The organism is Tellurirhabdus bombi (genome assembly GCF_021484805.1).
GTDB lineage: Bacteria > Bacteroidota > Bacteroidia > Cytophagales > Spirosomataceae > Tellurirhabdus > Tellurirhabdus bombi.
Window position 1 is genome coordinate 54,681 of the sequence record NZ_CP090557.1, and the last position, 13,583, is coordinate 68,263.

10 protein-coding genes and 1 riboswitch are annotated in these 13,583 nt (G+C 54.6%); of the genes, 5 read left to right on the top strand and 5 right to left on the bottom strand.

Translation table 11 applies throughout. From position 1 onward, the window contains the following. Nucleotides 1-3: 3 nt before the first annotated feature. Nucleotides 4-1,488, bottom strand: a complete 1,485-nt coding sequence (locus L0Y31_RS00280; RefSeq protein WP_234735062.1) for a cobyric acid synthase — start codon at nt 1,486-1,488, stop codon at nt 4-6. 76 nt (nt 1,489-1,564) lie between these two features. Next, a riboswitch (TPP riboswitch) is annotated at nt 1,565-1,667 on the top strand. A 59-nt stretch (nt 1,668-1,726) separates the two neighbouring features. On the opposite strand from L0Y31_RS00280, the gene thiM reads away from it, so the two are divergent. Genes thiM through tenA form a run of 4 tightly spaced genes read left to right on the top strand, consistent with a single transcriptional unit; the run spans nt 1,727 to nt 4,622 of the window. Beyond that, on the top strand, nt 1,727-2,533 hold the full coding sequence (gene thiM, locus L0Y31_RS00285; RefSeq protein WP_234735063.1) for a hydroxyethylthiazole kinase: 807 nt from the start codon (nt 1,727-1,729) through the stop codon (nt 2,531-2,533). Continuing rightward, on the top strand, nt 2,530-3,156 hold the full coding sequence (thiE, locus tag L0Y31_RS00290; protein WP_234735064.1) for a thiamine phosphate synthase: 627 nt from the start codon (nt 2,530-2,532) through the stop codon (nt 3,154-3,156). Before thiM ends, thiE begins: the two co-directional genes overlap by 4 nt. Continuing rightward, on the top strand, nt 3,153-3,959 hold the full coding sequence (gene thiD / locus L0Y31_RS00295; RefSeq protein ID WP_234735065.1) for a bifunctional hydroxymethylpyrimidine kinase/phosphomethylpyrimidine kinase: 807 nt from the start codon (nt 3,153-3,155) through the stop codon (nt 3,957-3,959). The genes thiE and thiD overlap by 4 nt, the downstream gene beginning before the upstream one ends. A 12-nt stretch (nt 3,960-3,971) precedes the next feature. Further along, nucleotides 3,972-4,622, top strand: a complete 651-nt coding sequence (gene tenA / locus L0Y31_RS00300; protein ID WP_234735066.1) for a thiaminase II — start codon at nt 3,972-3,974, stop codon at nt 4,620-4,622. Here the strand turns inward: tenA and L0Y31_RS00305 are convergent. Then, nucleotides 4,619-6,544, bottom strand: a complete 1,926-nt coding sequence (locus L0Y31_RS00305) for a putative cobaltochelatase (RefSeq protein ID WP_234735067.1) — start codon at nt 6,542-6,544, stop codon at nt 4,619-4,621. The genes tenA and L0Y31_RS00305 overlap by 4 nt on opposite strands. A 33-nt stretch (nt 6,545-6,577) precedes the next feature. Then, the gene (locus L0Y31_RS00310) at nt 6,578-7,444 is read right to left on the bottom strand and encodes a helix-turn-helix domain-containing protein (protein ID WP_234735068.1); all 867 of its coding nucleotides are present in this window, start codon (nt 7,442-7,444) and stop codon (nt 6,578-6,580) included. 86 nt (nt 7,445-7,530) lie between these two features. Between L0Y31_RS00310 and L0Y31_RS00315 the strand changes: the two genes are divergently transcribed. After that, a complete protein-coding gene (locus L0Y31_RS00315; protein WP_234735069.1) occupies nt 7,531-7,941 on the top strand; it encodes a DoxX family membrane protein in 411 nt (136 codons plus the stop codon). A gap of 12 nt (nt 7,942-7,953) precedes the next feature. Here the strand turns inward: L0Y31_RS00315 and cobN are convergent, their stop codons facing one another. Both cobN and L0Y31_RS00325 read right to left on the bottom strand, forming a co-directional pair. After that, entirely contained in the window at nt 7,954-12,234 is a 4,281-nt protein-coding gene (gene cobN / locus L0Y31_RS00320; RefSeq protein ID WP_234735070.1) for a cobaltochelatase subunit CobN, read from the bottom strand. Nucleotides 12,235-12,426: 192 nt separating this feature from the next. Beyond that, entirely contained in the window at nt 12,427-13,545 is a 1,119-nt protein-coding gene (locus tag L0Y31_RS00325; RefSeq protein ID WP_234735071.1) for a glycosyltransferase family protein, read from the bottom strand. Nucleotides 13,546-13,583: the final 38 nt, after the last annotated feature.

Sequence of the window (13,583 nt, forward strand, 5' to 3'; positions counted from 1 at the left end):
CTGTTAGTCAGTAAGTTGCAAGCTCGCGTAAATCTGATCCATATCCACATTCGCCCGAATGACCTCAGCCAGCCGGTCGTACTGCTGGTCTTTAAACTGCCGGAAATCAAACGTCTGGTCACTTAATTGACTGGTATAGTCAGCCAGCAACTCATCGACCACCGCGTTGTTGTCCAGAATGCCATGCAGGTAAGTCCCCCAGCATTTCGAACTCAGAAAATAGCCATCCGTTCGGCCATCGGGCAAGTACGCAAGTGGCTGCACTTCGCCCCGGACGGTGGTATGGCCCATGTGAATTTCGTAGCCCAAACAGGTTTCAGAACTATTTCTAAAAGCAAACTGCTGCTGCTGCGTAGTCTTGGTAGGCTGCAAAATAGTCCGCACGGGCAGTAAGCCCAAACCCGGAACCGCCTCAATGCTGCCTTCAACGTGGTCGGGATCTTCAATCGTTTCGCCCAGCATCTGGTAACCACCGCAAATACCAATTACCGTTTTTCCATTTTTATGAGCCGTGTAAATCGCCTGCGCCACGCCGTTGTTTTTGATCGTCAGTAAATCGTCGATTGTGTTCTTACTACCGGGCAAAATTACAATATCGGCTTTGGCGATTTCGTCGGGCTGATTCGTGTAATATAAATTGACGCGCGGGTCTTTTTCCAGCCGGTCGAAATCCGTGAAGTTAGACAGACGCTTCAGCAAAATAACCGCCACGTTGACTTTGCCACTCACCGCCGACCGGTACTTGTTTTCCAGCGAAACCGAGTCTTCCTCTTCGATAAAAATATCCCGAAAATAAGGTAGAACGCCCACCACCGGAACGCCCGTCAGTTCTTCCAGCATCCGCCTTCCGTCCTCAAAAAGCCGACTGTCGCCCCGAAATTTATTGACCAAAATACCTTTGATGCACTGCCGTTCTTCCGGTGTCAGCAGAGCGATGCTTCCGTACACGCTGCCGAAAATCCCGCCCCGGTCGATGTCGCCAATGAGGTAGGTTGCCGCCCCGGCGTGGAGGGCCATGCGCAGGTTAGTAATGTCCCGGTGTTTCAGGTTTAGTTCCGAAATACTACCCGCCCCTTCCATCACCACCGGCGAATAGCGACTGGATAACCGGTCAAAAGCCTGCTTCACGGCGGCAAACAATTCGCTGCGGTCATTGCCCATAAAATAATCGTAGGCCGACTGATTACCAATCGGTTTACCGTTCAGAATCACCTGCGAACTTTTATCGTTGGTGGGTTTGAGCAGCACGGGATTCATGTCGGTATGGCAGGGAATCCCCGCCGCTTCGGCCTGCACCGCCTGTGCCCGCCCAATCTCCAGACCGTCTGGCGTGGCAAAGCTGTTGAGCGACATGTTCTGCGCTTTGAACGGCGCGGGTTCGTAGCCATCCTGCTTGAAAATCCGGCAAAATCCAGCGGTAATCACACTTTTCCCAACGTCGGAAGCCGTGCCGACAAACATAATGGGGCGAAGTTTTGGTAGACGCATCAATCCTCGATTAATCTCTCACTAAGAAAGCACGAAGGTAAAACTTTAATGTTTGCCAAAATACCCTACCTTTGGCGAACAACTTTAGGGGTGTCGGTCCAATGGCTGGTCTGACTGAGATAATACCCTCAAAACCTGATGCCGTTCGTACGGCCGTAGGGAAAAGTTAGCTGGCTCCTGCGCGTTCAGAAGCGGCCTTCTCTTCTAAAGTTGCTGTTTTCACCCGTCAAACAGCATTATGACTTTATCCGATCAAACCATATGGAATGACCTCGAACAAATCCGTTCGCAGGCTCCTCTTGTGCAAAGCATTACCAACTTCGTGGTCATGAATAACACGGCCAACGCCTTGCTGGCACTCGGTGCGTCCCCGGCAATGGTACACTCGGCGGAAGAAGTTGAAGAGTTCGTGACCATTGCCAGCGCTCTGGTAGTTAACATTGGCACGCTCGATACCAATTTTGTTGCGGGCATGAAACGGGCGATGCCGAAAGCTAAATCCCTGGGGAAACCCATCGTGTTCGATCCTGTTGGCGTTGGCGCGACCACTTACCGCAATCAAGTCAGTCGTGAATTGTTAGAACTAGCCTCCCCAACCATCATTCGGGGCAATGCCTCGGAAATCATGGCGCTGGCTGGCCTGAACGCCCAAACCAAGGGCGTTGACAGTACCCACGGCTCGTCGGCAGCGCTAGACAGTGCTCGCCAGCTCAGTCAGGCAACGGGGAGCGTGGTGGTCGTCAGCGGCGCCAGCGACTACATTGTTTCGGGCGAGCAGGTAGCCGTTATCGACAATGGCCACCCGATGCTGACAAAAGTAACTGGCATGGGCTGCACCGCCACTGCCCTCATTGCGGCTTTTTCGGCCGTCAACAGCGACCCGTTTGCGGCGGCGGTTCACGGCATGGCCGTCATGGGCATCGCGGGCGAACTGGCCGCGCAACGGTCGTCGGGTCCGGGTAGCCTGCAACTCCATTTTCTGGATGTGCTTTATCAGCTTCCGTTCCGGCATATTTCTGAATCCCTTAAACTCCATTTTCTGTGAGTCCGATTTATCTGGTAACGGACAGCGTCATTAGCCAGCAGGCGGGTCATACGCTGCCGTTCGTGGTCGAGGAAGCCTGTCGGGCGGGGGTTCGCTGGGTGCAGCTCCGCGAAAAGAACCTTTCGACGCGAGCGTTTCTGGAACTGGGTTTTCAGTTGAAGGCCATTACCCAGAAATACGACGCCAAACTCATCATCAACGACCGCGTGGACATTGCCCTGGCCGTTGATGCCGATGGCGTTCACGTCGGTCAGGACGACATGCCCTACCATCTGGTTCGCTCGCTGCTGGGGCCGAATAAGATCGTTGGCCTGTCCATTAACAACCGGACTGAATTACTGGCGGCCCAGGATTTAGACGTTGATTATTTAGGCGTTGCGGCTATTTTTCCCACCGGCACTAAACAGGATACTTCCAGTGTGCTGGGTATCGAAGGACTAAGAGAAATTTGCGCGCTAACCCGCTTTCCGACTTTTGCCATTGGCGGCATCCACCCCATTAACATTCAAAAAGTTATGCAAACCGGCGTCACGGGTGTAGCCGTGGTGTCGGCCATTTGCGGCCAGCCTTGCCCCTACGAAGCCACCCGCGAACTGTTTGCTTTACTAGAACAATCCCGATGAAAACATACACCAAAGTGCTCACCATTGCCGGCTCCGACAGCGGCGGTGGGGCCGGTATTCAGGCCGATCTGAAAACGTTTGCCGCGTTGGGTTGCTACGGCCTTTCGGTGCTGACCGCGTTGACGGCGCAGAACACCCGGGGCGTCAGCGCCATCCACGCCGTGCCGCCCGCCTTCATTGCCGAGCAGTTGAAAGCGGTGTTAAGCGATATCGGGGCCGATGCGGTCAAAATTGGAATGCTGCACTCGCCTGATGTCATTTCGGTGGTGGCCAACATGGTGACGGAGTTCGGAATTACCAATCTGGTTATTGATCCGGTGATGGTGGCCACCAGCGGCGACAAACTGTTGAAGGACGAAGCCATCGACGCGCTAAAGACCGAACTGTTACCCCTCGCCTCGCTCCTGACGCCAAACATTCCGGAAGCCAGCGTGCTCCTGAACCAACCCATTCAGACGTTTGCCGACATGGAAGAGGCGGCTGCAGCTTTGTCTCAACTGTTTCCGGGAGCGGTTTTAGTAAAAGGAGGTCATCTAGCCGACGAAAAAAGTACCGATTTGCTGTATATCTCGGCGGAGGAGCAATACCTATACCCAACCCAACGCGTCGAAACGCCCAACTCCCACGGTACGGGCTGCACCTTATCCTCGGCCATCGCCGCCGGACTGGCTAAAGGACTACCCATGCCAGCAGCCGTCGATGCCGCCAAAACTTACCTGACTGCTGCCCTGAAAGCAGGAGCCGATTACACGCTGGGGCACGGCCACGGACCCGTTCATCATTTTTACAATTCCTGGAATTAACCTGTATTAGTAATGCGCTTTACCGACCAACTCTGGCAGCAAATTAAGCCTATTTACGAAGCAATTCTAGCCCACGGCTTTGTGCGCGATCTCGGTGCCGGAACGCTGCCAGCGACTCATTTTCAGTACTATATCCAGCAAGATGCGCTTTACCTGACTGATTTCAGCCGGGCACTGGCGCAACTGGCCGTTAAAGCTGATACGCCCGCCGATATTCTTTTGCTGACGCAATTTGCTGAGAACGCCATCCGCGTGGAGCGGGTGCTGCACGAGACGTATTTTTCGTTGTACGCAATTCAGCCGGATACCCGGAAAAAACCAGCCTGTTTTGCCTATACCCAGTTTTTGCTGGCCACGGCTTCGGTTCAGTCGCTGGCCGTTGGGGCGGCGGCGGTTTTGCCTTGTTTCTGGATATACCGCGAAGTTGGGAAGCATATTTACGCCCACGCCGCCCGCCAGAATCCGTATCAGGCCTGGATCGATACCTACGCAGGCGAAGCCTTTGACGAAGTAGTCACCCAGATGCTTGACCTCACCGACCGACTGGCCAGTGAAGCGAGTCCGGCAGAGCGCGAAAAAATGGCCGAAGCGTTCCAGACATCTAGCCGATTGGAGTGGCTTTTCTGGAATGATGCCTACACGCTCAACCAGTGGCCCGTTTAAGCCCGAACCCGCCCCGATACCGTTCGGGTGATGCTTTCCGCCGATAATTCTTCGAGCGACAAGCAATCAGCGCCTAGCACTTTAGCTAATTCAGCGGCACGGCCCAGGCGTAAAAAGTCAGTGTCGGTATCGAGCACCAAAGCCGGGATTTCATTTTTTCGGAGCTGCGCCGCCAGTTCGACCGTCTGCTGCCAGGCATCCCCACCGCCTGGCAGCGGTACGTTGGCCTTACCATCGCTGAGAATCACCAACAGCGGCTGACGCGCATCCGCCCGGTTATTTTTCTGCAACGCCTGCGCGGCCAGCCACAAGGCATGAGGCAACGGCGTCCGACCACCCGTGGGCAGGCTTCGCATGGCCTGCTCGGCCAGATCAACGCTTTGGGTAGGTTCCAGAATCACCTGCGCTTCGATACCCCGAAACGCAATCACGCCAACGGCATCCCGACGCTGGTAGGCATCCGTCAGCAGGCTCAGCACGCTTCCTTTGACCGCCTCCATCCGACGACTGGCCGCCATCGAACCCGAGGCATCGACCACAAACAGAATCAGATTGCCGGTTTTCCCGCTACGTATATTCTGGTGAAAATCATCGCGCGTAATCTGCCAGTTATCGGCATCCCGAAACAGGGATTGTTGAATAGTCGCCGAGACGGCCACGTCGGTCGGCGCGGCATCGGGCACTGTCCGAATGACCGTTCCCCGCTGCGCCTGCCGGGTCTGGCTGCGCCGTCCCAGCGGAGCGAGTTGCGAAACGGCGTCTGTATCCACCGTGATGGTGGGCGTTTCCGTTACGGGCATTACGCCAAAAACTTCTTCTTTCGAGTCTGGCGATTCGTTTTCGGCTTGGTTACCCGGGGAATTTTCCGCTGGTTCATTGGCTTCCGCACTTTCTTCCTGACGCTGAGACGGAGGTGGTGGCGGGGGCTGATTCATGAGCTCATCCAGCTTGTTATCGGGTAAACGACTTTCTTCAAACGGTTTTTTCCGCTGCCGATGCGCCAATACCAGCTCGGCAGCCTGCCGCACATCGTCACCCGTTACGGTGGTTCGGCCCGCCAAAGCGGCCAGCGTCAGGCTTGTTTTGTAGAGGACAATATCCGCCCGCAAGCTGCTGACATTCAGTTCCGTACAAAGCTGACTAATCAGCGTCAATAAGCCGTCGGATAGGCTTACCGAGGGCAATAACTGCCGCGCGTTCTGAATTTGCTGCTGCAAGGTTTGCTGTTCCTGCGCCCATTTTGCCGCAAAAGCTACCGAATCAGTTTCAAACGCAATGCGTCGCCGCACCACTTCCGTCCGTTCGGTTACATCGCGTGGGGCCTCCACGTCGACCATCAAGCCAAAACGATCCAGAAATTGAGGGCGCAAATTTCCTTCCTCGGGGTTCATGGTCCCGATGAGCGTAAAACGGGCCGGATGGCTGACCGAAAGGCCTTCGCGCTGCACGGTGTTCACGCCCATCGCGGCCACGTCCAGCAATACGTCCACCAAATGATCCGGCAACAAATTGACTTCATCGATATACAAAATGCCCCGGTGCGCCGTTGCCAGCAGACCCGGTTGCAGTTTTTTCTTCCGCTCGACCAACACGCCTTCCAGATCCAGGCTGCCTAGTACGCGGTCTTCGGTAGCGCCCAGCGGCAGGGTTACGAACGGAGCCGCCACCGCTTCCACGGACCAGTCGGGTTGCTGACAGGCCTCGCAAATGTCCAGCGGCTGGTCAGGTGCGCAATTGAACCTCGATCCGGCCACTCGCTGCATGAGCGGCAGGATGTCGGCCAGACCACGCGCCGCCGTACTTTTCGCCGTGCCTTTCTCGCCCCGAATCAGCACGCCACCAATGCCCGGATTGACCGCACAAAGCAGCAGCGCCTGTTTGAGTTTGGATTGCGCGACAAGCGCGGAAAAGGGGTAATTCATAAATTAATACTATAAAGATGGATGCGCATCAACTTAATGCGTATTTGTATTTCGGTCCTTTTGCCCCAGTTTTATTTGCTTTCGGTACAGGCTGGGCGACATGCCTTTGTGTTTTTGGAAGAAATTCGTCAGGTGGCTCAGGTCCGAGAAGCCTAGTTCACTAGCAATTTCTTTCACGGTAAAATCGCCGTGAGTCAGGCGGGTTTCAACCAGGCTAAGGCGATAACGGGCAATATAATCCCGCAGGGAGACGCCCATCTTTTCCCGAAAATAATCGCCCAGATACGTAGCCGACAAGTGGAATTTTTCGGCCAGATTGCCGATTTGAATGCTGGACGGATTGTAAATATTGGCGTGGATATAATGCACGATTGCCGTTATTTTTTCCTGGTAATGATCGGCATTATCAGCCATTAACTGCTTTTTGATGAGCGACAACACGGCATGCGTCAGAAAGAAAATCAACTCATCATTGTCACTTTTTGAAGCGCTCCACGCCCGGTTTATCAGGCGCATCAGTTGCTCCATTGTTTCTTTATTAAAGCAAGGCTCCGTAATGGAATGGTCTTTGGTTACCGCCTGCAATAAAAACGAGTCGATGTAGTGATTCCAGGCCGTTTGGACCTGTACGCTGGCTACGCCTTTCAAGTAAACATTGATAAACTTCAGAACGGTAAACTCCGTCTCTTCCCTGATCTCGAAAAAATGATAATCGGTTGGACCCAGCAAAAAAAGATTGCCCGCACCATACGGACTATTGATTCCATTCAGGCGGTGCATTCCGCTGCCTTTGTGAATAAAGGTCAGCTCGAAATGGTTATGGCTATGCTCCGGTAACGACCAGCTACTTACCGAAAAATTACTAACCTCGATGGCTCGGTGCTGAATGCATTTAATCATACGCCAAATTTACAACCATTTACCCGCGATTTACAATTTTAATGCTTTGACTCACCTTAATTTTGTCCCATTAAACAACAAGAAAAATGAACAATCAACAACTTGCTTTTATCACTGCCCGCCTGACCGTAGCCATCTGTTTCATCGGACACGGTATCGTCAGACTTCCCAAACTTCAGGGCTTTAGCGACTGGATGGTCGATTTATTCAGCAAAACTTTCTTACCCGCTCCGTGGGTTCGGGGTTTCAGTTATTTCGTTCCTACCGCTGAGTTGCTACTCGGTGCTCTTCTGTTTCTCGGCCTGTTTACGCGGGCCAGCATCATGGCGAGTATGCTCCTTTTGCTGGCGCTACTTTTCGGGTCTAATCTGGTCGAAGAATGGAACTGGATTACCTCTCAGATGATTTACAGCCTGTTTTTCATGTTTCTATTCCAGCATTTGGAACACAATAGCTGGGCGCTGGACAACCTCATAAAAAGGCCGTCCTTAGCCTGACCGCGCTGCTTTTCACTCGCTCCGGACCTCCAGCATACTTTCACTTTGCAGGTAAACCGCCCGGAGCTTTTCCAGCGTTTCCGCCAACGGCTCTGCCCACATGCCGCGCTGGGCTGCTTCCAGTAAACGCTCCGCAATGGCGTTCAGCGCCCAGGGATTGTTCTCGGCGAAAAACTGCTGCATGGCCGGATCGAGGGCGTAAGTTTCGCTTACTTTCTGGTACATCCAGTCGTCAACGACCTGGGCGGTCGCGTCGTAGCCGAACAGGTAATCCACCGTGGCCGTCAGTTCCAGGCCACCTTTGTAGCCGTGTCGCTGGATGCTTTCGAGCCATTTTGGGTTGACCACCCGCGAACGAAATACCCGCAAGGCTTCTTCCTTTAAATCGCGCACCACGGGCTGGGCCGGGTTTTGCGAATCGCCAAAATAATGCTTCGGTTGCTGCCCCGTCAGGCTTCGGATGGTGGCGATCATGCCGCCGTGAAATTGCAGGTAGTCATCGCTATCGAAAATATCGTGTTCGCGGTTGTCCTGATTATGCACCGCCACCTGCACACCCGCCAGCCGCTGCTGAAACTCCCGGCGAGCATCGACGCCCTGCGCACTTTTCGAATAGGCATACCCGCCCCAATTGACGTAAGCCTGCGCAAAATCAGCATCGGCGTGCCAGTTTTTTTCGTTGATTAGTGGAAGAATACCGGCTCCGTAACTGCCCGGAGCGGCCCCAAAAATCCGGTAGCTGGCCCGTTCCTCCGCCTCTTCAATAGGCATATCCTGCCCCTGTAATTCGGCCAGATCGTTGAGGTAATGTTTCCGCACAAAGTTCTGTTCTACTGGCTCATCCAGTGCCAAAACCCGCTGCACGGCTTCGTCCATCAGCTCGATTAGGTGCGGGAACGCATCGCGGAAAAAGCCACTGATCCGGGTTGTTACGTCGATGCGGGGCCGCCCCAGTTCTTCCAGCGGAATTACGGCGACATCCACCACCCGCCGACTTTCTACCTGCCAGACCGGACGCACGCCCAGCAAGGCCAGAATTTCGGCGACGTCATCGCCGTGGGTCCGCATGGCGCTTGTTCCCCAGATGCTGATGCCGATGCTTTCGGGGTACTGTCCGGTTTCTTTGCGGTGACGTTCCAATACTTCCCGGGCCAACTGCTGCCCCACCTCCCAGGCTGCCTGCGAAGGCAAAGCTCGCGGATCGACGGCATAGAAATTGCGTCCGGTTGGTAGAATATGCGCCATGCCGCGTGTCGGAGCGCCGCTGGGTCCCGCTGGAACATACCCACCCGATAACCCATGCAGCAGATTCGAGATTTCTTCATCCGTGCGGGCCAGATTAGGCAATAGTTGTTCGCAGACGAACAAGAGCGTTTGCCGGATACCCGCAAACGGTGGCTGTTTGGGATTTAACCCTAATGTCTCATACAATACGGCATCAATAGCCTGTCCGTCGAAGCGGTTGCGTTGCAGGAGCCGCAACAGGTGACTACTCAACTCGTCGATGACTTCCAGCACATCCGCCGCCGTGACGACCGGTCGGCCTGCCAGTTCGACAAAATGAGTGGGCACGGCGGTTATTTTTTGCCCTTTATGCGCGTGTAATTCCTGAAGGTTAAACTCAAACAAACGCGCCAGTTCATCCGGCAAACCCGGCGCCGACACGTTGGACAGGCGCGTCAGGGATTGCAGCATATCGACCAGCGCATCCCCCGTCGGCATTTCGCCCAGCGTGTGCAACCCGTTGCGAATCTGCGCCGCGCCGAGTTCGCAGAGATAGCCGTCGATGTCTTCGATCAGGTGCGCGATGTCTTTGCCGTCCATTTCGGTTAGGCTCACCGGCACGCCTTCGGGCGTCATTTCGTCGTCCCAGTCGTGTTTGTGGTCGCCGTGGTCGCGGCTGAGCATGGCCGATAAATCCGCATCCAGATTCGTCTGCTTGATGAGTTCCCAGATTTGCCGTTGCAGCAAGGGCAGCTTGGCGGGATCGAGCGTTTCGACCTGATAATATTCGTCTACCAATTGGGTTAACTGCGCCAGTTCGCCGTAGCTGTCCGCCGAGGTCATGGGCGGCGTCAGGTGATCGATTACCACGGCATGCGCCCGCCGTTTCGCCTGTGATCCTTCGCCGGGATCGTTGATAATAAACGGATAAAACAAGGGCAAATCGCCCAGAAACGCATCTGGAAAGCAGTTTTCCGACAAGCCGACACCCTTCCCCGGCAACCATTCCAGCGTTCCGTGCTTACCCACGTGTACAATGGCATCGGCCTGCCAAGCGTCTCGCAACCAGCGGTAAAGCGCGTAATAATGGTGCGTTGGTGGTAGATCGGGCTGGTGGTAAATGGCGTCGGGGTCCATGCCGTAGCCCCGGGGCGGTTGCAAAGCCACAAACGCATTCCCCAATTCAAGGCCCGCCAAAGCTATATGACCGTTATGGACGTAGGTTTCGCCGGGCGGTGGCCCCCACTGTTTGGTTATTTTTTTCTGTAACGCGTCGGGCAATTCAGCGAACCAACGGGCGTACTGCTCCACCGGAACGCGTCCGGCTGCGTTTGCTAATTGCTCCGGTGTCAGATAGTTTTGATCGTACGAGCAGCGGTCAATTAGTTCGTGAATCAGTTCGGTTCCGCTGCCTGGCAGTTGGTCAATCTGGTAGCCTTCGGCCTGCATGGCGTAGAGCATGTTCATCAGCGAAGCCGGAGCATCGAGGCCGACGGCATTCCCCACCTGCGAGGCTTTGGTGTTGGAGTTGGTGAAAATGAAAGCGATCCGTTTCTGTGCATTGGGCAGGTGCCGCAGCCGGGCCAGCCGAATCGCCAGACCGACCACGCGCTCAACCCGGTCTTCCAGCGGAACATATCCTTTGGCCTCCCGATCTTTCTCTTTGAAAGAAACTGGTACGGTAATAATTCGTCCGTCAAATTCAGGAATGGCAACGTTCATGGCCATATCCAGTGGATTTAACCCCCGGCTGGACGATTCCCACGACCCGCGCCCCATGCCGCTGGTGATGGCCTGCAAAATCGGCACATCCAGTTGTTGCAGGGCGTTCGCCGACTGGCTGTCCGGGCCGTTTGCTTTCACGTCCGTCATGGCGTATGATACCGTATTAATCAAAGCATCAATCCGCGTGCCCTGCCTGAAATAGCGGAAGGCGGCGGGTGCGCCCGTGTCGGCATCCAGGGTCTTGAGTGAGGACGTATATACTGGCAACGCATTCACTTCCTGGTCTTCCAGCGTGCGAACCAGCGCATCGACAAAGGCCGTGTTGCCGCTGCTCCAGTGCGAGCGGTAAAACGTGATACCGATGGTTGGCCACGCGGGATTATAGCGCTTCAGCCAATCGGCCATTTCTGCGTTTTCAGGTAATTCAGGGTGGTAGATGCCGTGTTCGGGCAGGGTCACGGGAGCCTCCGCGCCATAGCCCGTCATCAGCAAATGATCCGACAGAAAATAGAGCAGCGACGTTAGATTGAGGTGCCCACCCGCCTGGACGTAAGCCATCGTTTCGTGCAGAATCGCGGGTGAAACGGTGGAGGCTGCCGCAAACTCAGGATTCAGATCGCCCGTGCCGCTGATGACAATCAGGTGCTGGTTCTGCTGCTTGGCCCGACGCACCAGTTCGCCGAAACCCGGCACACTGCTGGGACGTCCGTGGATGCGAAGAATAATAATTTGTGCGGCTCCAATCTCCCGGTCGAGCAGTTGGGCCATTTGTGCCTCACTTTTAACAGCTAACAAACTGATACCCGTCGTTTTAGGAAAGTCATCCGGTACAGTTTGCAGTACTCGACTGAGTGTTAACAGATCCGTATCGGCGTGCGTCAGGAATGCAATACCACCGGTTGGCGTGGCGGTCTGGCCGATCCGCGTGGCCACTTCCGAGCCTTTCCAGGTATAAAATTGAAACACGTTTTCTGCCAATTCAGCGGGCGGCGTTAGAAAACCATCGGCGGCAATCATGCTTTCGATGTAATCAAAAATGGCCACGACCTGCCAATCGCTGTTAATCGAATGGAACCAGACCGAATTGCCATCAAAAAGCAGCGTCACGACATTGGCCAGCGTGCAGGGACCAAGGCAGCCGCCTTTGGTCATGTGGACGACGTTGCGAATTTTGCGGCGTAACCACTCCGATTTGTATAAATCAACGGGAACGGCGGCAAAACCCCGGTCGGTGCGACCGCAGCAACAGGCATTGTAGCAATACGACAGATGCCCCCGGCGCTGAACAAGATTGATGGCTTTTCCGTCGGGGCGCATTACCCGCTGGCGTTTTATTTCGGACATGGCATTCAGTAATGAGTGAATGATTGAAAGAGTGAATCTAACACTGACCTCTAATGTTTTACCCCCTAAAACAACCTAACTTAATGTTTCTTAACTCCTTAATTTTTATCACACCTATTGACAAGAAGCTTTTTGTGGATCAGGCACAGTTTGCATTCTAGTCAAATTTACGGATCATTTTTGGTTCGTGAGCTATGTTTTGGCTCGCTTCCCTGCCGCCGCTGCCCGGGTCAGCGCTTCCAGAAACAGGCGTTTTCCTTCCTGTTGCCAGGTCCGAAATCGCACGCTGACCTGCGGATCATGCTGAGGCAAATAGGCCATAAACTGCTTCAGATCAAACCCTTTAGCAGCCAGACCAACGCCAACCCGTTGTCCATCCAACGCATTGCATGCCTGTTCAAAATGATTCGGTTGGGGAATCATCAGGACGGGTTTTCCTAGGTAAGCCGCTTCGCAAACTGCTTCGAATCCCGCCGTTGTCACCACGGCTCGACAACGACGCATGAAATCTAGAAACCGCTGGCCATCGATGGCGTGGTAGGTCAGTGTTTCATCAACTACCTGATCAGGCGCTGTTGCCCCCGCGTGGAAGGTGTCGATGCGCCATTCCGGGTACTGCCGATGCGCTTTTTCCAACTCAACGGTCAGGCCGGGTTGTGTCAGGTAAGCCAATAGAAAATCGTCGGTCTGTTTAGGCTCTATGGGTTCCATGCGGGTCACTTCCTGCCGGAGCAGCGGCGGCACAACCCGCAAACGCTCGCTGGGTATATCGTCCTGCCGATCGAACGAAAGCGCCAGGATTTCCCGCGCACCCAGACAGGTCAGGCGCGAAACCAGCCTGAAACCCTGCCGGTAGAGCCACTGCCCCTTTGGATGCTGAAAATTAGGATGAAACGCCAGATAATGATGCGCGATACTCACCAGCGGAACCGAGGGTGGCATTACCGCATACGTCAGTCCACCCAGTAATTCGCAGAAGTTAACCACCACATCGGGGCGTTGACGGTCAATGGCGTTGCGCACCTGCCGCAGACTGCGCCACAAGGCTCGGGAATTCCCCGCCGCCCGCAACGCCGTTCGCAGCGGATTTAAGGCATTCGTCTTGGAATCATAGCACAACCCCGGACTAAAAACAGGCGTGATAGGCGCGTTAAAAGCATCCCTGAAAAAAGTGGGAACAGCGCGTTCAGGCGTGATACCCACAAAAGCGCCAATTACCTCATGGCCAGCTTCCTGAATAATCTGCGCCAGTGATAATGCCTGCGTTAAATGGCCTCGGCCTTCGCTCTGAACTAAAAATAAAATACGCATGATTTAACGCCCTACATTCAACTGTCTATTACGCCGTT

Coding starts and splice junctions, on each gene's coding strand:
- L0Y31_RS00325 (WP_234735071.1), bottom strand. CDS start 13,545: ATGCGTATTTTATTTTTAGTTCAGAGCGAAGGCCGAGGCCATTTAACG.
- L0Y31_RS00305 (WP_234735067.1), bottom strand. CDS start 6,544: ATGAATTACCCCTTTTCCGCGCTTGTCGCGCAATCCAAACTCAAACAG.
- thiM (WP_234735063.1), top strand. CDS start 1,727: ATGACTTTATCCGATCAAACCATATGGAATGACCTCGAACAAATCCGT.
- L0Y31_RS00310 (WP_234735068.1), bottom strand. CDS start 7,444: ATGATTAAATGCATTCAGCACCGAGCCATCGAGGTTAGTAATTTTTCG.
- thiD (WP_234735065.1), top strand. CDS start 3,153: ATGAAAACATACACCAAAGTGCTCACCATTGCCGGCTCCGACAGCGGC.
- L0Y31_RS00280 (WP_234735062.1), bottom strand. CDS start 1,488: ATGCGTCTACCAAAACTTCGCCCCATTATGTTTGTCGGCACGGCTTCC.
- tenA (WP_234735066.1), top strand. CDS start 3,972: ATGCGCTTTACCGACCAACTCTGGCAGCAAATTAAGCCTATTTACGAA.
- L0Y31_RS00315 (WP_234735069.1), top strand. CDS start 7,531: ATGAACAATCAACAACTTGCTTTTATCACTGCCCGCCTGACCGTAGCC.
- cobN (WP_234735070.1), bottom strand. CDS start 12,234: ATGTCCGAAATAAAACGCCAGCGGGTAATGCGCCCCGACGGAAAAGCC.